Origin of the sequence: Turicibacter bilis (assembly GCF_024499055.1) — a bacterium.
Taxonomy (GTDB): domain Bacteria; phylum Bacillota_I; class Bacilli_A; order MOL361; family Turicibacteraceae; genus Turicibacter; species Turicibacter bilis.
Genome location: NZ_CP071249.1, coordinates 568,011 through 593,483, shown reverse-complemented (window position 1 = coordinate 593,483; position 25,473 = coordinate 568,011). Strand labels below are relative to the sequence as shown.

The window sequence follows — 25,473 nt, the reverse complement described above, 5'->3', positions numbered from 1 at the left end:
AATGTAGACACTTAAAAAATGCAAAAAGTAGTTCTAGTATAGAGCTTATCTTGTAAATCAAGTTCAAATAAATTAAGCTTTTTCTGACTATATTTGGGTGAAACACGAATGAAAAATATAAAAGTGTAGGAATGCTTGAATTTGAGTTTTTTAATCGACAAAAGTTGAAGATCAATTGAGTTGCAAATCAAAGGGAGTGATAGTACGAAACTACGATGGCGATTTTATATGAATGACGGTAAATCAAAGGGAATTAGATCAGCGTTAAAATTATAGTTTAGTTACTATAAGGTATAAAATGTAATTTAATACAGAAAAAAGTAATAAATGAGAAAAAAATATGAAAAAAAGTAAAAAAATGACGAATAAAGATTTACATAATTTATGAAATTTGTTACACTATTGCTGTATTGATTATGAGGAGGCCATATAAATATGAAAAAGAAATTTTCAATGTTAACGATTGCCTTAGCTGCAAGTTTAGGATTAGTAGCTTGTGGAACAGGTGAGGGTGACAAAGGAACAACAACAAACGGAGAAGCCAAAATTAAAGTCGGAATGATGACAGATTCAGGAACAATTGATGATAAGTCATTTAACCAAGGAACTTGGGAAGGGATTAAACGTTACGAATCAGAAAAAGGGTCAATTGTAGCTCAATACATCCAACCAGGTGGAGAAGCAACTCAAGATTATTTAGAAGCTGCTAGTAACTTATTAACAGCAGGAAATGAAATGATTATTGCACCAGGATTTAAATTTGAAGAAGCGATTGGAAAATTACAAGGAGAAAATCCAGAAACAAAATTTGTGATTCTTGATGGAGAACCTGAAGGTGGAGTAGCTGAAAATTCAGTTGCAATTTACTTTGCTGAGCAAGAAGCTGGATTCTTAGCAGGAATTGCGGCAGCTCTTGAAACAAAAACAGGTAAAGTTGGATTCATCGGTGGAATGGTTATTCCAGCCGTGCAAAAATTCGGATACGGATTTGTAACAGGGGTTGCATATGCTAATGCAAATTTAGGAACAAATGTTGAAGTGGCAGACTATTTATATAATGGGACATTCAATGATGTAGCAGGTGGACAAGCTCAAGCTGGTGGAATGTATGATAAAGGTATTGATGTTGTCTTTGTTGCAGCAGGTGGAGTTGGAAACGGTGTTATTGCTGAGGCAAAACAACGCGCTGAAGCTGGAGATGATGTTTACGTCATCGGTGTAGACGTTGACCAATATGAAGATGGAATCATTTCTGATGGAAGTTCAGTTATTTTAACATCAGCGATTAAACGTATCGATAATGCAGCATATGACAAAATTGATGAATTAGTAAATGGAACATTTACTGGTGGGCAAGTGATCACAATGGATGCTAAAAATGATGGAGTAGGATTACCAGCTGAAAATCCAAACTTATCTGAAGCGACACAACAAGCAGCTGATGAAGCATTCGAATTAATTAAAAATGGAACAATTGTAGTTCCAACTGAATTAGATGAAGTGACAGCAATGTTAGAAGACTTAGGATTTGATGCAAGTCATCTTAATTTATCAGGGAACTAATCATTGATTAAAGAGGATGAAAGTACGCGGACTCATGTTCGTGTACTTTTTTTTATGAAAAAGTAATGATTTTTGAAAGAATATTCATAAATTACATAACTTTTTACAAATTTCGATATTTTTTGTTGATTATGGAGCTCGGAATATCCTATAATAGATAGGAATAGGCACTAGTTTGAAAAGTCGTCTATAGTTCTAAAAATTATTAAACTCTAACAGCAAAACGATTCGAAAATCCCGAAATTAAATGAAGAATCAAAAAAGGTACAGAGGACATTACACTAATTGTAGAAAGGGGTAACGCTATGGAATACGTTATTGAGATGCTCAATATTACAAAAGAGTTTCCAGGGATTAAAGCCAACGATAATATTACGTTGCAAGTCGAGCCAGGAGAAATTCATGCCCTTTTAGGAGAAAATGGTGCTGGAAAGTCGACGTTAATGAGTGTATTATTCGGGCTTTATAAACCAGATGGTGGATGCATCAAGGTTCGCGGGAAAGAAGTGAAAATTACCGATCCGAACGTTGCAACGGAACTTGGAATTGGGATGGTGCACCAACACTTTAAATTAGTTCACAACTTTACTGTTACTGAAAATATCATTTTAGGAAGTGAACCCAAACTATTTGGAGGTCGCGTTGATATTAAAAAGGCCGCAAAACGCGTCGCTGAATTATCAGATCGTTACAACCTGCACGTTGATCCATATGCGAAAATTGAGGATATCTCAGTTGGGATGCAGCAACGTGTTGAAATCTTAAAAATGTTATATCGTGATGCTGAAATTTTAATTTTCGATGAGCCAACAGCTGTTTTAACACCTCAAGAAATTGAGCATTTAATGCAAATCATGAAGCAATTAACAGCTGAAGGAAAATCAATCATTATTATCACCCATAAATTAAAAGAAATTAAAGCTGTTGCTAAACATTGTACGATTATCCGTAAAGGTAAGGGAATTGGAACGGTTGTCGTTGATGAAGTATCAGAACAAGATTTAGCTGATTTAATGGTTGGACGTAAAGTTACATTTAAATTAGACAAAGAAGAAGCTAAAGTAGGGGCTCCAATTCTTGAAGTTGAAAATTTATGTGTGAAAAATGCTCGCGGTGTTGAGGCGCTTAAGAATTTATCATTAACATTGCGTGAAGGTGAAATCTTAGGGGTTGCTGGAATTGAAGGAAATGGGCAAACCGAATTAATTGAAGCTATTACAGGATTAAAACCAGCAGATAGCGGAGTAGTTAAATTAAATGGTAAAGATATTAGTAAAATGTCAGTTCGTCAGCGTACAGAAGCAGGAATCGGTCATATTCCAGAAGATCGTCATAAACATGGATTAGTCTTAGAGTATTCATTAGAAGATAACTTCATTTTACAAACATACTATCAACAACCATTCAGTAAAGGTGGAGTTTTAAACCGTAAGGCGATTCGTGAGCAATCAGAAACATTAATCGAACGTTTTGATGTTCGCAGTGGTCAAGGAAGTATCACTACAACACGTAGTATGTCTGGTGGTAATCAACAAAAGGCGATTATCGGTCGTGAAGTTGTTCGTTCACCAAAATTATTAATTGCTGCTCAACCAACACGTGGACTTGATGTTGGTGCGATTGAATATGTTCATCGTGAATTAATTGCAGAACGCGATAAAGGTCGTGGAGTCTTATTAATTTCCTTAGAATTAGATGAGATTTTAAATGTTTCAGACCGTATTGCTGTTATTTATGAAGGAGAGATTGTTGGAATCCTTGAAACAGCTAAAACGAATGAACAAGAAATTGGATTGTTAATGGCTGGTGCCGGTCGCGAAAGAGGTGAGCAGTAATGAAGAAATTTAAGTTTAATTTATCAGATGATGCTGTTCAAAAGAAATTATCACCTTTTGCTTCAGTAGTTCTTGGATTTATGGTTGGATTTGTTGTTTTATTCCTATTAGGATATAATCCAGTTGAAGGATTCACTTATTTATTCCAAGGTGGATTTAAAGGGATTTTATCAGGAAACTTTAAACAATTTGGTAATGGGCTATTACAAATGACACCATTGGTTTTAACAGGTCTTTCTGTAGCATTTGCCTTTAGAACAGGATTATTTAATATCGGGGTCACAGGTCAAATGTTAGTCGGTGGATTTATGGCGGTCTATTTAGGGGCAACTCTTGATTTACCACGTTTTATTCACTTACCGGTCGCGGTGATTGGTGCGATGATTGCTGGTGGGGTTTGGGCGATTGTTCCAGGTCTTTTAAAAGCAAAGTTTAAAATTCATGAGGTTGTTACTTCAATCATGATGAACTATATTGCGCTTTGGGGTGTACAATACGCGGTTAAAGTATTAATTCCTGGTAAGTATTCAACTGAGTCAGCGACTATTTTAGAAACGGCGTCATTAAAAACAGAATGGATGACTTCATTCTTTAGTGGGTCAGCGGTTAACTTAGGGTTAATCCTTGCCATTATTGCATGTTTTATTGTTTGGTTTATTTTAGAGAAAACAACATTTGGTTATGAGCTAAAAGCCGTTGGATATAATCAAGATGCCGCTCAATATGCAGGGATGAAAGTAACACGTAATATTATTCTTTCAATGATTATTGCCGGTGTATTAGCAGGTCTTGCAGGGGCAACATTCTATGTAGGATATACAAACCATATTAAGGTTGGGGTTTTACCAGCACAAGGTTTTGATGGAATTGCCGTTGCATTACTTGGTTTAAATACACCAATCGGAGTGTTCTTATCAGCAGCGTTATTTGGATTTATGAAGGTTGGGGGAGCATTCATGCAAGCTATGTCAAATATCCCAAGTGAATTAATTGATATTATTATTTCAACAATTATTTACTTCTCAGCAATTGCTTTATTAATCCAAAGCTTCTTTAAAAAAGTAGCTCCTAAGAAAAAAGATGGAGGTGCGAAATAATGTGGGATTTTATTGTTTCAATGATGCCTTATGCCTTAGCCTTCACAGCACCTATGTTAGTGACGGCATTAGGTGGTTTATTTAGTGAGCGTAGTGGGGTTGTCAACATTGGTCTTGAAGGATTAATGATTGTCGGAAGCTTTACAACAGCCTTATTTATTAATCAATTTTATGCTGGAAATGATTCGATTATTTGGATCGGAATTTTATTAGGAGGAGTGGCCGGTTGTGCCTTCTCATTACTTCATGCCTATGCAAGTATTAATTTAAAGGCCGATCAAGTTATTTCAGGGACAGCCATTAACTTATTAGCACCTGCTGTAACGATCTTCTTAGCTCGTACGTTAACAGGATCACAAAATATTAGTATCGTTAAAGGTGTTTCTCGCTTTGATGCGCCAGTTTTATCTAATATTCCTGTCATTGGGCCATTATTCTTTAGTAAAATGTATTTAACAACATTCATCGTTTTAGGATTAGTTATCTTAACATGGTATATTGTTTTTAAAACATCATTTGGTTTACGTTTACGTGCTTGTGGGGAGCATCCTCAAGCAGCCGATTCAATGGGAATCAATGTTTATAAAATGCGTTACATTGGTGTATTAGCTTCAGGATTCTTAGCCGGTCTTGGAGGAGCAATTATTATTGTTACGACATCGAATGAGTTTAATGGATCAGTAGCCGGTCTTGGATTCTTAGCATTAGCCGCTTTAATCTTCGGTAAATGGAATCCATGGTCAGTTTTATTTGCTTCATTCTTCTTCGGATTTATGAAGACATTAGGACAATTAGCTTTAATTAACGATACATTAAAATCACTTGAAATTCCAATGGAATTCTATAATGCGTTACCATATGTGATGACACTTGTTGCCTTAATGATTTTTAGTCGCAACATTGTTGGACCAAAAGCAGCGGGTGAGCCATACGATAAAGGAAAACGTTAAAAAAAAGACAGTTTAAACTGTCTTTTTTTTGATTAAAAGTGGTCGAAAATCGTCAAGCATTGCTTATCCAGTCGTTTTTGCTTATAATAAAGAATAGAACATCATGTCCATGCACGATACTATAGTAAACTTGCTTGAAAATGATGCCGTCTGTTAGACGATAAAGATATATATATAAGAATATTGGAGGTTCAATAAATGAGTTTAAATAAAGGAAAAAAAGTCATCGTTGGGATGTCAGGTGGTGTGGACTCTTCAGTGGCTGCTTACTTATTAAAAGAACAAGGCTACGATGTAGAGGGGGTGTTCATGCGAAATTGGGATAGTGCTGCTAACTCGGATATTTTAGGAAATCCAACGGTTAATGATGATGTTTGTCCACAAGAAGTGGATTATATGGATGCCAAAGCTGTTGCTGATCAATTAGGAATCAAACTTCATCGTGTGGATTTTGTTCAAGAATATTGGGATCGTGTGTTTATGTATTTCTTAGATGAATATAAAGCAGGACGTACACCAAATCCAGATATTATGTGTAATAAAGAAGTTAAATTTAAAGCCTTCTTAGATTATGCCATGAATTTAGGGTGTGACTACATTGCCATGGGGCATTATGCACGTGTTGAACATGGTGAAGAAGTGAAAATGTTACGTGGGGTAGATAATAATAAGGATCAAACTTATTTCTTAAGTCAGTTGACACAAGCTCAATTGAGCAAAACATTATTCCCGGTTGGTGAATTACAAAAATCAGAAGTTCGTGAAATTGCAGAGAAGATGGAATTAGCAACTGCGAAAAAGAAAGATTCAACAGGGGTTTGCTTCATTGGAGAGCGTAACTTTACGCAATTCTTACAAAACTACTTACCAGCACAACCAGGAAAAATGCAAACGTTAGATGGTGAAGTCATGGGTGAGCATATCGGATTAATGTATTATACGATTGGTCAACGTAAAGGTCTTGGAATTGGTGGAAAAGGTGATGCATGGTTCGTGATTGGGAAAAACTTAAAAGAAAACATTTTATATGTTGGTCAAGGGTTTGATCACGAGTATGTGTATGCTGATGAAGCGCATGTATCAAATGTAAACTGGATTCCAAGTGAGAAATTTACTGGAACATTTACTTGTACAGCGAAATTCCGTTACCGACAACCAGATGTTAATGTTGAATTAGAGTGGATGGATGATGAGACATTAAAGGTTCGTATGTCAGATCCAGTTCGCGCGGTTACACCAGGGCAAGCAGCTGTCTTTTATTTAGGTGACGTTTGCTTAGGTGGCGGACGTATCGAAGCAGCCTTTAAAGATGGAGAACGTCGCATGTATTAAGAGAGGATGAATTTAATGGGAGAAGCCAACTATATTCAAGGGATATTTTTAGATTCTATATTTTTTAATGAGGACAATGGCTTCTCTATTGGAACTGTTTTAGTGACTGAGTACCAATGCAACGAAGAACAACTAAAATTGGCATATAAATCCGTGGATGAGAAAGTGATTGATACGTTAGGGTTAAATGATAAAGAAGAACATCATAAAATTACAGTATCAGGTTATTTTCCTAAATTAGTGTCTCATAAAACGTATCGTTTTAATGGAAGTTTGACGCAACATCCAAAATACGGGTGGCAATTTCAAGCGACGTCATATGACAGTGTCACGGTTCGTGGGAAATCGTCACTTGTTCATTATTTGAGTAGCGATATCTTTGAGGGAATTGGACAAAAAACAGCTGAAAAGATTGTAGAGACATTAGGAGAAAATGCGATTGATGTCATTTTAAGAAATCGTCAAGCGTTAGATGAGGTGCCGAAACTTTCTAAGAAGTTAGCCGATAAATTATATGCAACGTTAGTTGATCAACAAGGGACGGAACAAATTTTAGCACCACTTTACGGTTACGATTTAAGCCCTCGATTAGTCATGAAGATTTTTAAAAAATATCAGTATCAGGCCCTTGAGATTATTCAAGAGAATCCTTATCGTTTAATTGATGATATTGAGGGAATCGGTTTTATTAAAGCTGATGAACTGGCAAAACGATTAGGGGTTGCAAGTGATGACCCAAGACGCATTCGTGCAGCTTTACTTTATGTCATCGATCAAATTGCGATTCAAAAAGGTCATACGTATGTGTATCATAAACAGCTTCTTCAAAGTGCTCTACAATATTTAAATCAAAAGTCGAATCAATTATTGGACTTAGCTCAAATTGAAGGTCAAATCCAAGCGTTAATTCAAAAGAAAAAGATCTATATTGAAGGAGATTTTCTATTTATTCCGCTTCTTGTGAATAGTGAAAAGGGCATTGCTGAATCAATCATGAGGCTTCAAACCGAAGTTCAAGCAGAAGATGAGCAAGTCTTAAATACGATTAGCGAATTAAAGGACGAAATGGCGATCACTTATTCTCCTGAGCAAGAAGAGGCTATTAAAATGGCGTTAAAACAGCCAGTTAGTATCATTACAGGTGGACCAGGAACAGGTAAAACGACCGTTGTTCAAGGGATTTTAAAAGCTTACGGCTTACTTCATCACCTTTCACTTGATCCCACTAAATATGCTACTTCTGAAAAGCCATTTCCAATTGCTTTAGCTGCCCCCACTGGGCGTGCTGCCAAACGAATGACAGAAACGACAGGACTTAAGGCCTCAACCATCCATCGTTTACTTGGTTATGGCGTAGATGGTGTTTTTCAGCATGATGAGTTTTCTCAGCTTGACTATGACTTAATTATCATTGATGAAAGTTCAATGCTTGATACCCTACTTGCTTTTCAGCTTTTTCAAAGTATCAAAACTGGCGCACAAGTTATTTTAGTTGGTGATGATAATCAGTTACCGTCGGTTGGGCCGGGACAGGTATTGAAAGATTTAATTGAAAGTGGGGCTATTCCCCTAACGAGATTATTAACCGTTCATCGTCAGGCACAAGACTCATCCATTATTTCCTTAGCTCATGCGGTGAAAAATAATCATCTTCCAGATGATTTACGAGTGAAAAAGCCTGACCGTTTATATGTTGAAGCGACACACCAACAGATTCCTGTTTATTTAAAGCAAATTGTTGAAAATGCCATTTCCAAAGGGTATACGGCTAATGAGGTTCAGATTCTAGTTCCGATGTATCGAGGTGATTGTGGGATTGATAGTTTAAATGTCATGTTACAAGAAATTTTCAATCCACCTGATGAACAAAATAAGCGTGAGATGACGTTTGGTCAACGTATTTTTCGAATTGGTGATAAAGTCTTACAGTTAGCCAATCAACCAGAAACGGGAGTGATGAATGGTGATGTAGGAGAAGTCATTGGTATTTCTTATAAAAATGAAAATGATGATAAAGAAGAAAAGCTGATTGCTTGTTTTGATACGAAAGAAGTGACCTATAAAAAAGGTGATCTTCAAAACTTAACACACGCTTACTGTGTCTCAGTTCATAAATCACAAGGATCAGAATATCCCATTGTAATTTTACCAATGACGCATGCTTATCATGTCATGCTTCAAAAAAAGCTCATTTATACAGCAATTACGCGTGCTAAAAGATCATTGATTGTCATTGGTGAATATTTAGCCTTTGATAAAGGAGTTAAAAATGAAGGCGAAGAACGTCAAACGACATTAAGACTTCGTTTTGATCTTCAGAAGGAACAAGTGCCAAAAGAAAATCCATTTGCTGATTACTTTAAAGAGCACCATATTCCATTTGATTATTTGGATGAAGAACAATTGGAAGGGATAACGCCATACGACTTTATGGAGGAATAGTTATTTGCTAATTTTGTCGGAATTCGGACATAAAAAAAGTGAAATCACCCAAACTAAGACTATCATGTTGAAGTGAGGTGAACTACATGAAGAAGATGGTATTATTCTTATTCTTTGCTGTTACGTTAGTGGCAACATTTATGTATTATGATGATCCACGCTATTATCGAAGACAATTTCAGCGACAAATGAGAAAATGTCGCCGACAAATGGATTGTTGGCAAGATTGTATTCATGATATGATGCCATTTTAAGAAAAAACTCTCTCCTGGTGGGAGAGTTTTTCTTCATTTTAGTCAGATTTCACGTAATTATTTGGTGAAATCCAAAAAAAAGCTTGAAACCCTGAGATAAAATCGATAAAATAGAGTCGAATAACAAAATGTTGATAGAAGAAAGTAGAGATTTGCAGTTTCACAGAGAGGGATTTCTAGGCTGAGATAAATCCTAACGAAAAATACTCGAAAGCTACTTCTGGAGTGTAGGTAAAACCTATCGGTTGGCGCCGTTATTGCCTTCGAGTGTTATTTTTTCAAACGAAAAAATAAAATTAAGGTGGTACCGCGTTCAAATCGTCCTTATTTCGTAAGGGCTTTTTTTATACTCATTTTTCAAAAGAGGTGACAAAATATGAAATACATGACAGGTTCAGAAATTCGATCAATGTATTTAAATTTCTTTAAATCAAAAGGACATATGATCGAACCAGGTGCACCATTAGTACCAGTAAACGATCCAACGTTATTATGGATTAACAGTGGGGTTGCTGCTTTAAAGAAATATTTTGATGGGCGTGAAATTCCAAACAATCCACGTATTACAAATGCTCAAAAATCAATTCGTACGAATGACATTGAAAATGTAGGAAAGACGGCTCGTCACCATACGTTCTTCGAAATGTTAGGAAACTTCTCAATCGGAGATTACTTCCGTGAAGAAGCTGTTACTTGGGGTTGGGAATTATTAACATCACCAGAATGGTTTGGATTCGATAAAGATTTATTATACGTAACGATTTATCCAAACGACCAAGAAACATACGATTTATGGATTAAATTAGGGGTTAAACCTGATCACATTGTTAAATTAGAATATAACTTCTGGGAAATTGGAGAAGGACCATGTGGACCAAACACGGAAATCTTCTTTGATCGTGGAACAAAATACGACCCAGAAAATATCGGAATTCGTTTATTAGAAGAAGATATTGAAAATGATCGTTATATCGAAATTTGGAACATCGTATTCTCTCAATTTAACTCTAAAGAAGGATTAGAACGTAGTGAATATCCATTACTTCCAAATCAAAACATAGATACTGGGATGGGTCTAGAGCGTATGGCTTGTGTCCTACAAGGAGTAGAAACAAACTTCGATACAGACTTATTCATGCCAATTATTAAAAAGACTGAAGAAATTTCTGGAGTGAAGTATACAGAAGAAACAGGAGTTGCCTTCAAAGTCATCGCTGACCACGTACGTACTGTTACATTTGCTGTTGCAGATGGAGCTTTATTATCAAATGAAGGTCGTGGATACGTCTTACGTCGTTTATTACGTCGTGCCGTTCGTTACGGTAAAAACTTAGGAATTGACCGTGCATTTATGTATGAATTAGTTCCAGTTGTAGCAGACATCATGAAAGATTATTATCCATACGTTTGCGATAAAGTTGAATTAGTTCAAAAAGTTATCAAGTCAGAAGAAGATCGTTTCCGTCAAACATTAGCTGATGGTGAAAAAATCTTAACTGAATTAATGACTAAGAGTGAAACAAAAACAATCAATGGTAAAGATGCCTTCATGTTATACGATACCTATGGATTCCCATATGAGTTAACATTAGAATATGCTGAAGAATCAGGATTTACAGTGGATAAAGCTGGATTTGATGCGGAAATGGAAGCTCAACGTGAACGTGCTCGTAATGCTCGTGAAGATGTCGCAAGTATGCAATCACAAAATGAAGCATTAATGAACTTCAAGGAAGAATCAACATTTGTTGGTTACACGCAATTGTCAACAACAGGAAAAGTCATCTTATTATTAAAAGATGGTGAAGTGGTTGATTCATTAACGGGTCAAGGACAAGTTATCTTAGATATCACACCATTCTACGCTGAAAGCGGAGGACAAGTAGCAGATACAGGATTAATGACAACAACAAACGCAACGGTAGAAGTTTTAGATGTGATTAAAGCTCCTAATGGTCAACATTTACATACAGTTAATGTTAATGGAACATTATCGTTAAATGATGCAGTAACGTCACAAGTGACTGTCGATGCACGTTTAGCTTTAACGAAAAACCATACAGCGACTCACCTTTTACATCAAGCATTAAAAGATGTTATTGGAGAGCATGCGAACCAAGCAGGATCATTAGTATCAGCTGACCGTTTACGTTTTGACTTTACAAATATGCAAGGATTAACGCCTGAAGAGTTACAACGCATTGAAACCATTGTCAATGAAAAAATCTGGGCATCACTTCCTGTTGAAGTGTTCGAAAAATCAATCGAAGAAGCAAAAACAATGGGAGCTATGGCATTATTCAGTGAAAAATACGGAGATACAGTTCGCGTAGTTAAAGCTGGAGAATACAGTATTGAGTTATGTGGGGGATGCCATGTTTCAAACACATCAGAAATCGGATTATTCAAAATTATTTCTGAATCAGGAATCGGAGCTGGAACACGTCGTATTGAAGCTGTAACAGGTCAAGCAGCCTTTGAATATATGAATACATTCATTAACCGATTTGCAGCTGTTGCTGAAACATTAAAAACAAAACCAGCCTTACTTGAAGAACGTGTAGAGGGTGTGTTAGACGAATTAAAAGAAGCACATCGCGAAAATGAATCATTAAAATCTAAATTATCGCATTTAAAAATGAAGGAAATTGTCAATAATACACATGAAGTGAATGGATTCACTGTCTTAACAGCTAACTTAGTTGATGTGGATATGAATCATTTACGTCAAATGATCGATGAATTCAAACAACAATTAACGTCAGCCGTTATCGTTTTAGCAAGTGCAGTAGACGGTAAAGTAGCCATCTCTTGTGGTGTAACAAACGATTACGTGAAACAAGGGGTACATGCTGGTAAGATTGTTAAAGAGGTTGCAAGTATTTGTGGCGGAGGCGGAGGCGGACGTCCAGATATGGCCCAAGCCGGAGCAAAAGACGCTAGCAAAATTAATGAAGCTCTTCAAAATGTTGATGAATGGTTAAAAAATAATTTATAATTCTTTTCATCCCTTTAACAATATTGTAAAATAAAGTTAATGACTATTTATGGGTGGTGAATTGCATGATCTCAAATCATACTATGATGCTAGATGAGGCCCTACAAGATAAATTAAATCAAAATGAAACAGTTGAATTAATTTTAACGGATGTCTTCGAAGCATTAGAAACAAAAGGATATAACCCAATTAATCAAGTTGTTGGATACTTGATTTCAGGAGACCCAGCATATATTTCAAGCTATCAAGGGGCACGCAATAAAATCCAACAAATTGAACGTGATGAAATTATTGAAGTTTTATTAGAAAAGTTTGTCGAGACGAAAAAATGAAAACACTCGGATTAGATTTAGGAACACGCACATTAGGTATCGCAATTAGTGATGCATTAGGAATGATGGCTCATGGAGTCGAAACGTTCCGTTTTGAAGAGAATCATTATAAAAAAGCAATTCAACACGTTCAACAACTAGTCAAAACACAGCACGTTTCAAAAATTGTTTTAGGATTGCCAAAAAACATGAATGGATCAATTGGAGAACGCGGTCAAGTGACGCAAGACTTCGCTAAGAAATTAGAGGAAGCTACAAATATTAAGGTCATTCTGTGGGATGAACGTTTAACTACGATGCAAGTCGAGCGCGTTTTAATCCAAGCAGATGTTAGCCGTAATAAACGTAAAAAAGTCGTTGATAAAATGGCAGCAACGATTATTTTGCAAAGTTATTTAGATTCAAGCCAAGCACGTTCATTCGTGTAAACTACAGTAAGAGGTGTTAACTATGTTAGATGAAAATCAATTAACAGTAATCGATGAAAACGGAAATGAATTATTATGTGAGATCTTATTCACATTTGATTCAGATGATTATAATAAATCATATGTTGTTTATTACCCAGCGGGTGCTGAACATGAAGACGAAGATGGAAATGTGGATTTACACGTTTCTGCTTACGTTCCAAGCAATAACAATGAAGGTGGAGAATTACTTCCAGTTGAAACAGATGCTGAGTGGGATATGATCGAAGAAGTGATCAATACATTCTTAGCAGATGAAGAAGCTGAAGGTGAAGAATAATTCATAAACAACAGTGCAAGGGCGGACCTACGGGTTCGTTTTTGCACTGTTTATTTTAGAGGTGAAGATAGATGAGGAAAATTGCACGTCTTATCATGGGACTAATCCTACTTATCGTAATAGCAGTAGGAGGGTATGGATATTATTTATATGATTCAACCTTAAAACCCGTTGATTCACAGGATGAAACGGTAATGAATTATAAAATTGAACCTGGAACAACGACTAAGAGAGTGAATCAACAATTAGCTGAACTTGGTTTAATTAAACATCCTAAAATGGCAGATTTAATTGTCCGCCTAAACGATTGGTCTCATATTCAAGCCGGAGAATATGCCTTATCCCCATCGTTAACATTAGAGGAAATGTATCAAAAGTTTGAAGCGGGAGATGTCACGGAACCTGATATGGTTAAAGTGACAATCCCAGAAGGTTATGATTTAGAATACATTGCAGCCGTGATGTCACCCTTAGTAGGATTGACAGCTGAGGATTTATTAATGGAATGGAAAAATCCTAGTTATGTAAGAACTTTAATTGATGAGTATTGGTTTTTAACGGAGGATGTTTTACAGGAAGGCATTAAATATCCACTAGAAGGGTATATTTACCCGATTACCTATGCCTTTGTTGATGATATTTATACGGTAGATGAATTAACGCATGAGTTATTAAATCTTACTGAGCGTAAGTTAAATCCATTGCGTGATTTATTTGAGAAAAGTTCATTAAGTATTCATCAAGTCATGGCATTAGCGTCTGTTGTGGAAGGAGAGACTCAACGTACAGAAGAAATGCCAACTGTCGCTGGGGTTTTCTTTAATCGTATCAATTCAGGCATGTATTTACAAAGTGATATGACCGTGTTATATGCATTAGGTGATCATTCTGTTCGTGTAACAGAAGCAATGACACGTGTTGATTCTCCATATAATACCTACGTGACGCAAGGAATTCCAATTGGGCCTGTAAGTAGTCCAACACTCGATGCCATTGAGGCAGTTTTACAGCCCGAAGAGCATAAATATCTTTACTTTATTGCTGATATGTTTAACTGTGTCGATGGAAAAACACATTTCTTTGAAACATATGAGGAACATATGGCGTTCTATCGTGCGAACTTGCTTCCATCTTATGAAGCAGGAGCGAGCGTTTGTAAGTAACAATAAGGTGGTAAACAAATGAATGAACAATTATTAGAGTTAATGGGTCGTTTTAAAACGATTATTCATGATGATCTCTCATTAGAAATGAAACAATATGCACAAGACTTTGATGTGCCTATTATTCAAGATCAAGGACTTGAGTTAATGCTTCAATTATTACGCATTAAACAACCGCAATCCATTTTAGAAATTGGGACAGCCATTGGGTATTCTTCCTTAATGATGGCCAGACATTTACCAAATACTCACATCGTGAGTATCGAGCGTGATCCAAAGCGTTATAATGAAGCCATCGCTTATCACGAACGATCAACCATTAAAGAGCAGGTAACGTTAATTGAGGCCGATGCCCTTGAGATTGCCAATGAAGAGTTACCGATTCAAAAATATGATGTCATTTTCATTGATGCAGCGAAAGCTCAATATCAAAAATTCTTTGAAAAATATGAGCCGTTATTAAAAGAAGATGGTATGATTATCAGTGATAACTTAATCTTCCATGGACATATTTTTGATAATAATCAAAAACAAAGCCGCAACTTAAAACAATTAGTTCGTAAAATTAATCGTTATAATGATTGGTTGGCTAACCATCCAAATTATGACACGTTATTACTTCCAATTGGAGATGGCGTGGCGATTAGTTTAAAGAAAAAAGTTAAATAAACAGGACACCATCGCTAAGACTTTAGCGGTGGTTTTTGATTGAAAATGATCCATTTTATAAAAAATTTGAATTTTGTATAAACTAAGAGAGAAGTACTCGAACGATTATTTTTAACAATTTAGGTCAAAATAAGTGCAAATATTTTTTAAGTAGTTTATAATTTTATATTGTCATTATTATAAAGTGAGTTGATAAAATGAAAAAACCCGAATTAGTTGTTACTCCTCATGATTTACATGAGATTGAACCATTAATTGAAGCAGGTGCCGATGCCTTTATTATCGGTGAAGAAAAGTTCGGTTTACGATTAGCTGGTCATTTTAACAGAGATGAACTACGTCAAGCCGTTGAGTTAATTAAAAAACATAATAAAAAAGTATATGTAGCCATTAATGCGATTATGCCTAATGGATTACTAGACGATTTAAAAACATATATTGATGAAATTAAATCATTACCGATTGATGCCCTTCGTTTTTCTGATCCAGGAGCTTACATGATCGCAAAAGAAGTTGCACCAGACATGACTTTACATTGGAGTAGTGAGACGCTTGGAACGAACTATTTCACAGTGAATTACTGGTATGATCGTGGCGTTTTACGTACGGTATTAGCGCCAGAAATCATGAAAGAGCCTGTGATTGAAACAAAAGAACAGGCGAAAGGTGAAGTGGAAATTTTAGTTCATGGTGCGATTTGTATGTTCCAATCACGTCGCAATTTAGTAGGAAACTATTTAAAATTCCAAGGACAAGTTGTTGAAAAAATACAATCTCGTGAAGAAGGATTACTCTTATTTGATTCTGAACGCCAATTATATTACCCAGTTTTTGAAGACCAACAAGGAACACATATCTTTAATGGAAGTGATGTGTGTATGATTGATGATTTAGCAGATTTCATTGATGCAGGCGTGGATAGCCTTCGTATTGATGGAGTCTTAAAATCAAGCGACTATTTAATCAATGCGACGAAAGCTTATCGTTTTGCGATTGATTTATGCATTGAGGACCGTGCAAAATATAACCAAGTTGGACGTGCCTTATATAAAAAAATGGAAGAAATTCAACCGAAGCACCGTTTGTTAGATCGTGGATTCTTCTATAAACCATCAATTTATAAAAATAAGTAGGATAGGAAGGAGTGCTGGGTCATGGCAAGAAAACCAGTATCAGCAATCGTTGATGGAAAACGCATCATCGTAAAAAAACCAGAATTATTAGCCCCAGCAGGTTCACTTGAAAAATTAAAGATTGCGGTTATGTATGGTGCCGATGCAGTCTTTATCGGTGGACGTGAGTTTGGTTTACGCTCAAATGCACAAAACTTCTCTTTAGACGAGATTCGTGAAGGAGTAGAGTTTGCGAAAGAGTATGGTTCAAAAATTTATATTACAACAAACATTATCGCCCATAATGAAAACATGGAAGGCCTTGAAGAATACTTAACAGCCTTAGGTGAAATTGGAGTCGCTGGGATTATTGTAGCGGACCCATTAATCATTGAAACATGTAAACGTTGTGCCCCAAATGTTGAGGTGCATTTAAGTACACAACAATCGACAATGAACTATATGGCAGTTAAGTTTTGGGAACAACAAGGATTACATCGTGTTGTATTAGCTCGTGAAACAACAAAAGAAGAAATTAAAGAAATCATGGAGAAAACAGATGTTGAGATTGAGGCGTTTGTTCATGGTGCCATGTGTATTGCCTACTCAGGACGTTGTACGTTATCAAATCATATGACGGCGCGTGATTCAAATCGTGGAGGATGCTGCCAATCGTGTCGTTGGGAATATGATTTAGTGAAACAAGATCAAGATGAAACAAAAGCTTTATTTGGTGAAGATGATATTAAATTTGCGATGAGTCCAAAAGACTTAAACTTATTACAATCAGTTCCTGAAATGATTGAGTTAGGAATCGATAGTTTAAAAGTTGAGGGACGTATGAAATCGATTCATTACGTGGCAACTGTTGTTAGCACGTATCGTAAATTAATTGATTTATATTGTGAAGATCCAGATAACTTTGTCTTCAATGAAAATCTTTTAGTGGAATTATCAAAATGTGCGAACCGTGAAACAGCGCCAGCATTCTTTGAAGGAATTCCATCACATGAGGAGCAAATGTTTAATAATCGTGACGAGCATCCAACTCAAGAATTTATTGGGTTAGTCTTAGATTATAACGAGGACACACAGGAAGTGACGTTACAGCAACGTAACCATTTCCGTAAAGGTGAAGTGGTTGAATTCTTTGGACCAAAAATTGAGACTCAAATCATGACGATTGATGAATTGTTTGATGAGCGTGGACAAGAATTAGAAGTCGCTCGTCATCCGAAACAGGTTTTAAAGTTCAAAGTTCCATTTAAGTTATATCCAAATGATATGATGCGTAAGCACGTGCAATAGTAAAAAACCATAGCGAAATTTCGCTATGGTTTTTTAATGAAGTTTGAGGAAAGTGGCATGATAAAAGAGAGGCTTTTTTCTTATTGAAATGTTGTTGAATTTTGTAGAAAGATAGTGTATACTACGTATTTGGAAATCGAACCAGCTAGGCTGGAAGACGATAAAGAAGTTTGAATCCCCATGCTTTGATCATGGAATCATCCCGACATCTTTTTGAAAATATTGCTAAAAATGAGGTAGAGAAATATGAACAAACCATTAATTATCGGTGTTGCTGGTGGAACAGCCTCTGGAAAATCGAGTGTGTCTCGTATTTTATATGATGCATTCTCAGATCGCACGATTACGTTATTACGACAAGATGATTATTACAACGATCAAAGTCATATGACTATGGAAGAACGCGTGAAAACAAACTATGATCATCCGTTATCAATGGATAATGAATTATTAGTGAAACACTTAAAGAAATTAATGTTAGGTTATTCAATTGAGAAGCCAGTTTATGATTACACACAACATACAAGAAGTGAAGAAACAGAAAAAATTGAACCAACTAAAATTATTATTGTTGAAGGATTATTCGTCTTAGAAGATGTGAAAATCCGTGAATTATTAGATATTAAAATTTTCGTTGAAAGTGATGATGATATTCGCTTCATTCGCCGTTTACTTCGCGATACAACAGAGCGTGGTCGTACGATTGATTCAGTCATCTCTCAATATATTGAATCAGTAAAGCCAATGCATGAGGAGTTTGTTGAACCAACGAAAAAATATGCAGATATCATTGTTCCGGATGGAAAAACAAATACGGTTGCTCTTGATTTATTAATTACAAAAATTAATAGTATTTTAAACGCGTAATCAATCTAAATATAGGACTTGAAGTAAGGCTTGCTGCCTTACTTTTTATCTCTTTAGCGTTTTTAATTTTGATAATTTAAAAAAAATAGAATAAGTTATCCTAAAAATGGAATACTAAAAGAAGATGTACTGAATTAGGAACCATTCACTTTTAGTGGATTAATGGCATAATGTTTACTAAACGATTAAGTTCATGTATAATATATAGTTGAAATTATCAATCTTATTGGTTTCAATTGATTCGGAGGAATTTTTAATGAAAGAAAAACAACAACATTTAACCCTAGAAGGGATTAAAAAGTTTCAAGATGAATTAGATCACTTAACGCAAGTGCGTATGGAAGAAATTAAAGTTAAGTTACAAGAAGCTCGCGCACAAGGGGACCTTTCTGAAAATGCTGAATATGATGCAGCACGTGAAGAACAAGCAATGGTTTATGAGCGCATTCAAGAATTACAATACATTTTAAAAAATGCTGTTGTTATTGAATCAGATGAAGGAAGTGACGTTATTACCATCGGTTCAACTGTAACTTACCGTGATGATGAAACAAATGAAGAATTAACTTATAAAATCGTAGGTAGTGCAGAGGCAAACCCATTTGACTCAAAAATCTCAAACGAATCTCCAATTGCTCAAGCTTTAATGGGGAAACGTCAGGGTGAGACTGCAATGGTCTCTACACCAAAAGGTGTTGTAACAGTTGCTATTGTAAATGTTCAATAATTTTGAGCTGCCCACAAGCAGCTCTTTTTTCAAATTAATTAATTAAAAAAGGTGGTCTGAATCATGACAGTTGCAATTATTGGCGCAATGGAGGAAGAAGTAACATTATTACGTGAAGCAATGGAAGTTGAAGAAGTTAAAACAATTGCTCACGTTGAATTTACAAAAGGAAAGTTAAATGGAAAAGATGTCGTTTTATTAAAAAGTGGAATTGGTAAAGTAAATGTTGCCATTGCAACGACATTATTATTTGAACACTATGCGATTGATTGTGTGATTAATACAGGATCAGCCGGTGGATTACACCCAGAAGCAAATATTGGAGATGTGGTCGTATCGAACGGAACATTATATCATGATGTTGATGTGACTGGATTTAATTATGCCTATGGGCAAGTACCAGGAATGCCTGCGATTTATGAACCAAATGCTGATTTAATGAGAAAAACAGAAGAAGTGTTAACGAAAGCAAATAAAACATACTGGTTAGGACAAATTGGAACGGGAGACTCATTTATCAATCGACCAGATCAAATGGAATTAATTAAAAAGAACTGTCCTTCGGTTGTTGCAATCGAAATGGAAGCAGCTGCAGTAGCACAAGTATGTCATCATTATGAGAAACCATTTATTATTGTACGTGCGTTATCAGACATTGCAGGAAAAGAATCACATATTTCATTTAATGAATTTTTAGCGGTTGCAGCAAAAGAATCTTCAGAAATGGTCACTGAATTAGTGTCTATGATTTAAGGTCATAAATAAACAATTGCAAATCATTTGCGATTGTTTTCTTTTTATCTATTTTAGATTAAATGATAGACTCATAGCTCATACTACAAATGAAAAGGAAATGGAGTGATTTTGGCATGATTGTTATCTTTGGTGGTTCCTTTAATCCTCCAACGATTGCGCATTATCAAATCGCAAACCATATTTTAAAACAAATTGATTGTGATAAGTTTTATTTTTTACCAGTTGGTGATCGCTATCCTAAAAAAGGATTAATTTCTTCAGTTCATCGTGTAGCCATGTTAAAATTAGTTTGTGAGCATTTAACGAATACCTTTGTTTCAACCATAGAAGTTGAGGCAAAGAAAGTTCTAACGACCTTCGAGACGTTAACGCTTGTGAAGAGTCAATATCCTAATGAAGAGATTGCGTTTGTCATTGGAGCTGATAATTTAGAAGATTTACCGAATTGGGTTCAATATGAACAACTCATTCAAAACTATAAATTAATTGTCTTTCGACGTGATGACATTGACGTTGATGAAATTATCCATCGACAATTTAAAACATTTGAGCACCAATTTATTCTTTTAGATTCATTTGAGAAAATGAATGTTTCATCAACGGAGTATCGAGAAAATCTTGATCGCTCTGATTTAGTATTAAATTGTGTGGATCAATATGTTCAACAACATCAATTATATGGAAGAGGTGAATAATCCATGTTTCATAATGGATTTTTAAAAGTTGCGACATCATCACCAAAAGTTTCAGTCGGAGATCCGATTGCAAATGTAGAAGTGATGTTAAAGTCATTAAAAGTGGCTCAAGATCATCAGGCAGGCGTTCTTGTTTTTCCTGAATTATCGATTTGTGGTTATACGTGTGGTGATTTATTATTCCAAACGTATTTATTACAAGATGTTAAAAAAGCCATTGAAATTTTATTAGAGCGTAATCCATTTGATGGAGTCTTTACGGTTGGTGCACCGATTGCGATTCATCGTAATTTATATAACTGTGCAATCGTGATTCAAAAAGATAAAATTTTAGGAATTATTCCAAAATATTATCTTCCAAATGATATGGAGTTTTATGAAGAGCGTTGGTTTACACGCGGATATGAAATTGTAAAGCATTATGAGGAGATTGAGTTCTTAGGACGTAAAGTTCCATTTGGAGATTTAATTTTCGATAACTATACGTATGATCTTTCATTTGGAGTTGAGATTTGCCAAGATTTATGGGTCCCTTCTTCTCCAAGTCAACGTTTAGCATTAAATGGTGCAGATATTATTTTAAATTTATCAACAAGTAATGAAGTTTACCAAAAAAGCCGTATGCGTCGTGATTTAGTGCGCATTCAAAGTTCAAAATTAGTAGCGGGATATATTTACTGTTCATCAGGTGTTTATGAATCAACGACTGATGGCGTATTTGGTGGACATAGCTTAATTTCACAAAATGGGACGTTATTAGCGGAGTCTGATATGTTCTCTCGTGAAGAATTGAATGTCATGTTTGCCGATTTAGATATTTCTAAAATTCAATTTGATCGTCGTCGTTCTTCTGCTTTTAGACAAAGTGCAGAAGATAATATGGATTTTTTACAACATGTTTCATTCGATTTAGTAGAAAATCAAAACTATACGTTTGAACAGCCACTTGATCCCACGCCATTTGTTCCAAAGTCAGAGGAAAAAGAAGCGTTTGAAGAAATGATGAACATTCAAATGGCAGGATTAGCTAAACGTATTGAGCACACGGGTGCACAAACGATTTTAATTGGGGTGTCAGGAGGATTAGATTCAACTTTAGCGTTATTATTAGCGGCTAAAACATTCGACTTAATCAATATGCCACGCAAAAATATTATCGCTTATACGATTCGTGGATTTGGAACATCTAATCGTACGAATACTAATGCAAATAACTTAATGAAAACTTTAGGTGTGACACATCATGATATTGATTTGCGTGAATCGGTTTTAGCACATTTTGAAACCATTGGACATGATCCAAATGTAGTCGATGTGACCTATGAAAATGCCCAAGCGCGTGAACGTACGAATATTTTAATGAACTTAGCTAATAAAATGAATGGACTTGTTCTTGGAACAGGAAATATGTCTGAGTTAGCGCTTGGATGGTGTACGTACAACGGCGATCAAATGTCAATGTATGCGATAAATGCGGGAATTCCAAAAACACTCGTTAAGTTTATGGTCAAACAATTTATGTTACGTGAGTCACAAGCTTTAACAGCAAATGATGAAGATGCAAAATTGTTACAGTATACGCTAGGTGATGTTTTAGATACCCCAATTTCACCAGAGTTAATTAATACGGAACAACATACTGAAGAAATCATTGGTAAATATGAAATTCATGATTTTATCTTATATCATATGTTAAACAACGGGGATACCGAAGATCGTATTTATGCTTTAATGAAAGAGGCGTTTAAAGGGGAGTTCGAAGAAGAGAAATTATTAGAATATTTACAAATTTTCTATCGTCGTTTCTACTCACAACAATTTAAACGTTCAGCGATGCCAGATGGACCAAAAGTGTTAGACATTTCACTTTCACCACGTACAGATTGGCGTATGCCATCAGATGCGAATTATCGACGTCGCGTATAAGGTAAAGTAAAAAAGGGGATAGAGGTCCCCTTTTTGTCTGTTAGCTTTTAATAAACTCTCGATATAGTTTCATTAAAGCACGTTTTTCGATTCGAGAGACATAACTACGAGAAATATTATATGACTTTGCAATTTCTTGTTGTGTTTCTTCTTCGTGATTTCCAAGTCCAAATCGTCGAATAATAATATCACGTTCCCGTTCAGTAAGCGCATCAAGGTTTTTTTCAATTTTTTCAATCGCAAGTTGTTGGATAATCACATCATTTATATCTTTCTCTTCATCTTTCACGACATCAATAAGGCAAATCTCATTTCCCTCTTTATCAAATCCAATGGGATCATATAAAGAGACATCATTTCTCATTTTTTTAGTAGAGCGAAATAACATCAAAATTTCATTATCGATGCATCGAGCGGCATAGGTTGCTAATTTAGTGCCTTTATCTGGAGAAAATGAATCAATCGCTTTAATCAGTCCAATGGTTCCGATTGAGATTAAATCTTCCTTATCATCGCTTTGATTTTGATATTTTTTGACGATGTGTGCGACGAGTCGTAAATTATGTTCAATTAACTTCTCACGAGCTCCTTTATCTCCTTGTGCCATTTGATTGAGGTAATATTCTTCTTCTTCAGGAGTTAGGGGATCTGGAAAGGCTTGATTATTAATGGCACCAACGAGTGGAATCAGATTAGAGAAGAGTGAGGCGATAAATTGAAATAAAAACATAGGTTAAAATCCTCCCTCATAAATCGACTTAGTAGATTATATGCGCAACTTCGTGTCGATAGACTTAAAACTATAGTGAATTTATGATAAAATGAAATGAATACGTAGAAAAATGAAGTTCATTGATGAACATCACTTTAAAGTTGGAAAGGGGAGATTGTGTTGATCCATCATTTCGTAGCTGATGAATATGTTAAAAATGTTTTTCAAATTGATTTAGAAAAATTAAAAACTAACGGAAAACGTGTGATTTTAACTGATCTAGACAATACGTTAGTGGGTGCTGCGGTAAAGGCGCCTACACCAGAAGTCATCGAATTTTTAAATCGCGCAAAAGAATTAGGATTTGAAGTCATTATCGTTTCAAATAATAATAAAGAGCGTGTCTCCTATTTTTCGAAAGATTTATCGATTAAAGCGGCTCATCATAAAGCATTAAAGCCATTGAAGTTAAAATTACGTAAAATTTTAAAACAGTATCATCGTTCTGAAGTCATCATGATTGGCGATCAATTAATGACGGATGTGTTAGTCGCTAAACGTTTAGGCTTATATACGATTTTAGTGGAACCAATTCATCTACATTCAGATGAAAATTCAACAAAATTTAATCGTCGTTTAGAGCGCTTTGTCGTGAAACAATTAAAAAAACGTCAATTACCGACTCCACCATACTTAGATTAATATAGAGGAGGCCCTCATGGAACAATTAAAATGTATTGGTTGTGGAGCAACCATTCAAACAGAAAATCCAAAAGAAATTGGATATACGCCAAAATCAAGCGTTGAGAAAATGGAAAATCAAATTATTTATTGCCAACGCTGTTTTAAATTAAAACATTATAATGAAGTACAAGATGTGTCTTTAACGAGTGACGATTTCTTAAAAATCTTACAACGTGTCGGAGAAACAGATGCATTAGTTATTAATATCGTTGATATTTTTGATTTTTCTGGAAGTATGGTCGTTGGAATTTCACGACACATCAATGGAAATGATATTTTATTAGTTGGAAATAAAGTTGATTTATTACCGAAATCAGTTAATAAAACGAAATTAAATCATTGGATGCGACGTTCATTAAAAGAGATGGGATTAAAACCATTAGATGTTGCTTTAGTAAGTGCGGCTAAAGGTTTAGGAATCGACGAATTAATGGAAATGATTGAAAAGTATCGTAAAGGTCGTGACGTTTATATTGTTGGATGTACAAACGTTGGAAAATCAACATTAGTCAACCGTATTATTAAACGTTTTACAGAGGAGCGTGAAGATATTATCACAACGTCTCACTTCCCTGGAACAACATTAGATATTATTGAGATTCCATTAGATGATGATACAGCCATTATTGATACACCAGGAATTATTAATGATCATCAATTAGCTCATTATGTGACGCCAAAAGTATTAAAAGAAATTACACCGAAAAAAGAAATCAAAGCAGGAGTTTATCAATTAAATCCTGAGCAGACCTTATATATCGGTGGATTAGCTCGGATGGACTTTGTGAAGGGAGAACGCACTTCATTTATCACGCATTTCTCGAATGCCTTACATATTCACCGTACAAAGTTAGAAAAGGCCGATCAATTATGGCAAACACAAGCCGGTCAAGTGTTAAAGCCAATCGTTGAAGAAAATGGTCAACCGATGGCTATGGAAAAACATGTGTATCGTATTGGAAAAGAAAAAACAGATGTCGTGATTTCAGGATTAGGTTGGATTACCTTAGTCGGGACAGGCCAAGAAATTACGGTTCATGCACCAAAAGGTGTGGGTGTTTTAGTTCGTCCATCATTAATTTAAGTGGTGTCACTTGTGGTAAACTTGACAAAAGTTATCAAATATGACACAATTCAGGTTCGATGACATCTTAATGTCTTGGACCTAATCAATCAATGAAGATCAACTGGTCAACTAAAGGAACGATCAACAACTGCTCTTTAAAAAAGAGCTTAAATATGAA

The 25,473-nt window shown here is 35.4% G+C and carries 23 protein-coding genes and 1 other annotated feature; of the genes, 22 read left to right on the top strand and 1 reads right to left on the bottom strand.

Translation table 11 applies throughout. The features are described from left to right. Nucleotides 1-435 precede the first annotated feature (435 nt). From J0J69_RS02800 to J0J69_RS02705, 20 genes are all read left to right on the top strand, one after another. The gene (locus J0J69_RS02800) at nucleotides 436-1,563 is read left to right on the top strand and encodes a BMP family lipoprotein (protein ID WP_212724437.1); all 1,128 of its coding nucleotides are present in this window, start codon (nucleotides 436-438) and stop codon (nucleotides 1,561-1,563) included. Between the two features lie 305 nt (nucleotides 1,564-1,868). Beyond that, nucleotides 1,869-3,398: an ABC transporter ATP-binding protein gene (locus tag J0J69_RS02795; RefSeq protein ID WP_055276529.1), complete on the top strand. Its 1,530-nt coding sequence runs from the start codon at nucleotides 1,869-1,871 to the stop codon at nucleotides 3,396-3,398. Then, nucleotides 3,398-4,495 carry an ABC transporter permease gene (locus J0J69_RS02790; protein WP_055304703.1) on the top strand — a complete coding sequence of 366 codons (1,098 nt, stop codon included), beginning with the start codon at nucleotides 3,398-3,400 and terminating at the stop codon, nucleotides 4,493-4,495. Before J0J69_RS02795 ends, J0J69_RS02790 begins: the two co-directional genes overlap by 1 nt. Then, a complete protein-coding gene (locus tag J0J69_RS02785) occupies nucleotides 4,495-5,445 on the top strand; it encodes an ABC transporter permease (RefSeq protein WP_055243233.1) in 951 nt (316 codons plus the stop codon). Before J0J69_RS02790 ends, J0J69_RS02785 begins: the two co-directional genes overlap by 1 nt. 198 nt (nucleotides 5,446-5,643) lie before the next feature. Next, complete coding sequence (gene mnmA, locus J0J69_RS02780; protein ID WP_055276526.1) at nucleotides 5,644-6,777, top strand: tRNA 2-thiouridine(34) synthase MnmA; 1,134 nt, start codon at nucleotides 5,644-5,646, stop codon at nucleotides 6,775-6,777. Between the two features lie 15 nt (nucleotides 6,778-6,792). Further along, nucleotides 6,793-9,219 carry an SF1B family DNA helicase RecD2 gene (recD2, locus tag J0J69_RS02775; protein ID WP_055276524.1) on the top strand — a complete coding sequence of 809 codons (2,427 nt, stop codon included), beginning with the start codon at nucleotides 6,793-6,795 and terminating at the stop codon, nucleotides 9,217-9,219. Nucleotides 9,220-9,305: 86 nt separating this feature from the next. After that, nucleotides 9,306-9,473: a hypothetical protein gene (locus tag J0J69_RS02770; RefSeq protein WP_172676250.1), complete on the top strand. Its 168-nt coding sequence runs from the start codon at nucleotides 9,306-9,308 to the stop codon at nucleotides 9,471-9,473. A 122-nt stretch (nucleotides 9,474-9,595) separates the two neighbouring features. After that, nucleotides 9,596-9,802, top strand: a binding site (T-box leader). A gap of 47 nt (nucleotides 9,803-9,849) precedes the next feature. Beyond that, complete coding sequence (gene alaS, locus J0J69_RS02765) at nucleotides 9,850-12,471, top strand: alanine--tRNA ligase (protein ID WP_212725584.1); 2,622 nt, start codon at nucleotides 9,850-9,852, stop codon at nucleotides 12,469-12,471. Nucleotides 12,472-12,536: 65 nt separating this feature from the next. Next, a complete protein-coding gene (locus J0J69_RS02760) occupies nucleotides 12,537-12,803 on the top strand; it encodes an IreB family regulatory phosphoprotein (RefSeq protein WP_055243229.1) in 267 nt (88 codons plus the stop codon). Continuing rightward, nucleotides 12,800-13,231 carry a Holliday junction resolvase RuvX gene (ruvX, locus tag J0J69_RS02755; RefSeq protein WP_212724436.1) on the top strand — a complete coding sequence of 144 codons (432 nt, stop codon included), beginning with the start codon at nucleotides 12,800-12,802 and terminating at the stop codon, nucleotides 13,229-13,231. Before J0J69_RS02760 ends, ruvX begins: the two co-directional genes overlap by 4 nt. Nucleotides 13,232-13,253: 22 nt before the next feature. After that, entirely contained in the window at nucleotides 13,254-13,550 is a 297-nt protein-coding gene (locus tag J0J69_RS02750) for a DUF1292 domain-containing protein (protein WP_055276518.1), read from the top strand. Between the two features lie 71 nt (nucleotides 13,551-13,621). Continuing rightward, nucleotides 13,622-14,713 (top strand): endolytic transglycosylase MltG, encoded by a 1,092-nt coding sequence (gene mltG, locus J0J69_RS02745; protein WP_212725583.1) that lies wholly within the window; start codon nucleotides 13,622-13,624, stop codon nucleotides 14,711-14,713. 18 nt (nucleotides 14,714-14,731) lie between these two features. Then, complete coding sequence (locus J0J69_RS02740) at nucleotides 14,732-15,382, top strand: O-methyltransferase (protein ID WP_055304713.1); 651 nt, start codon at nucleotides 14,732-14,734, stop codon at nucleotides 15,380-15,382. A gap of 197 nt (nucleotides 15,383-15,579) precedes the next feature. Continuing rightward, entirely contained in the window at nucleotides 15,580-16,515 is a 936-nt protein-coding gene (locus J0J69_RS02735; protein WP_055276512.1) for a peptidase U32 family protein, read from the top strand. Between the two features lie 21 nt (nucleotides 16,516-16,536). Further along, nucleotides 16,537-17,802 carry a peptidase U32 family protein gene (locus tag J0J69_RS02730; protein WP_212725582.1) on the top strand — a complete coding sequence of 422 codons (1,266 nt, stop codon included), beginning with the start codon at nucleotides 16,537-16,539 and terminating at the stop codon, nucleotides 17,800-17,802. Nucleotides 17,803-18,048: 246 nt separating this feature from the next. Beyond that, nucleotides 18,049-18,669, top strand: coding sequence for a uridine kinase (gene udk / locus J0J69_RS02725; protein WP_055243222.1), 621 nt, complete (start codon nucleotides 18,049-18,051; stop codon nucleotides 18,667-18,669). Nucleotides 18,670-18,925: 256 nt separating this feature from the next. Beyond that, complete coding sequence (gene greA, locus J0J69_RS02720) at nucleotides 18,926-19,396, top strand: transcription elongation factor GreA (protein WP_055243221.1); 471 nt, start codon at nucleotides 18,926-18,928, stop codon at nucleotides 19,394-19,396. A 63-nt stretch (nucleotides 19,397-19,459) separates the two neighbouring features. Beyond that, on the top strand, nucleotides 19,460-20,149 hold the full coding sequence (mtnN, locus tag J0J69_RS02715; protein WP_055276510.1) for a 5'-methylthioadenosine/S-adenosylhomocysteine nucleosidase: 690 nt from the start codon (nucleotides 19,460-19,462) through the stop codon (nucleotides 20,147-20,149). 116 nt (nucleotides 20,150-20,265) lie between these two features. After that, nucleotides 20,266-20,847 (top strand): nicotinate (nicotinamide) nucleotide adenylyltransferase, encoded by a 582-nt coding sequence (nadD, locus tag J0J69_RS02710; protein ID WP_055304717.1) that lies wholly within the window; start codon nucleotides 20,266-20,268, stop codon nucleotides 20,845-20,847. A gap of 3 nt (nucleotides 20,848-20,850) precedes the next feature. Further along, entirely contained in the window at nucleotides 20,851-22,773 is a 1,923-nt protein-coding gene (locus tag J0J69_RS02705) for an NAD(+) synthase (RefSeq protein ID WP_055304719.1), read from the top strand. A gap of 40 nt (nucleotides 22,774-22,813) precedes the next feature. Here J0J69_RS02705 and sigK read toward each other — a convergent pair whose 3' ends face one another. Next, complete coding sequence (sigK, locus tag J0J69_RS02700) at nucleotides 22,814-23,503, bottom strand: RNA polymerase sporulation sigma factor SigK (protein ID WP_055304722.1); 690 nt, start codon at nucleotides 23,501-23,503, stop codon at nucleotides 22,814-22,816. Nucleotides 23,504-23,662: 159 nt separating this feature from the next. Here sigK and J0J69_RS02695 point away from each other — a divergent pair, with 159 nt between their 5' ends. Both J0J69_RS02695 and yqeH read left to right on the top strand, forming a co-directional pair. Further along, a complete protein-coding gene (locus tag J0J69_RS02695; protein ID WP_238581261.1) occupies nucleotides 23,663-24,187 on the top strand; it encodes a YqeG family HAD IIIA-type phosphatase in 525 nt (174 codons plus the stop codon). Nucleotides 24,188-24,203: 16 nt separating this feature from the next. Continuing rightward, on the top strand, nucleotides 24,204-25,313 hold the full coding sequence (gene yqeH / locus J0J69_RS02690; RefSeq protein ID WP_212725581.1) for a ribosome biogenesis GTPase YqeH: 1,110 nt from the start codon (nucleotides 24,204-24,206) through the stop codon (nucleotides 25,311-25,313). The last annotated feature ends 160 nt before the right edge of the window (nucleotides 25,314-25,473 follow it).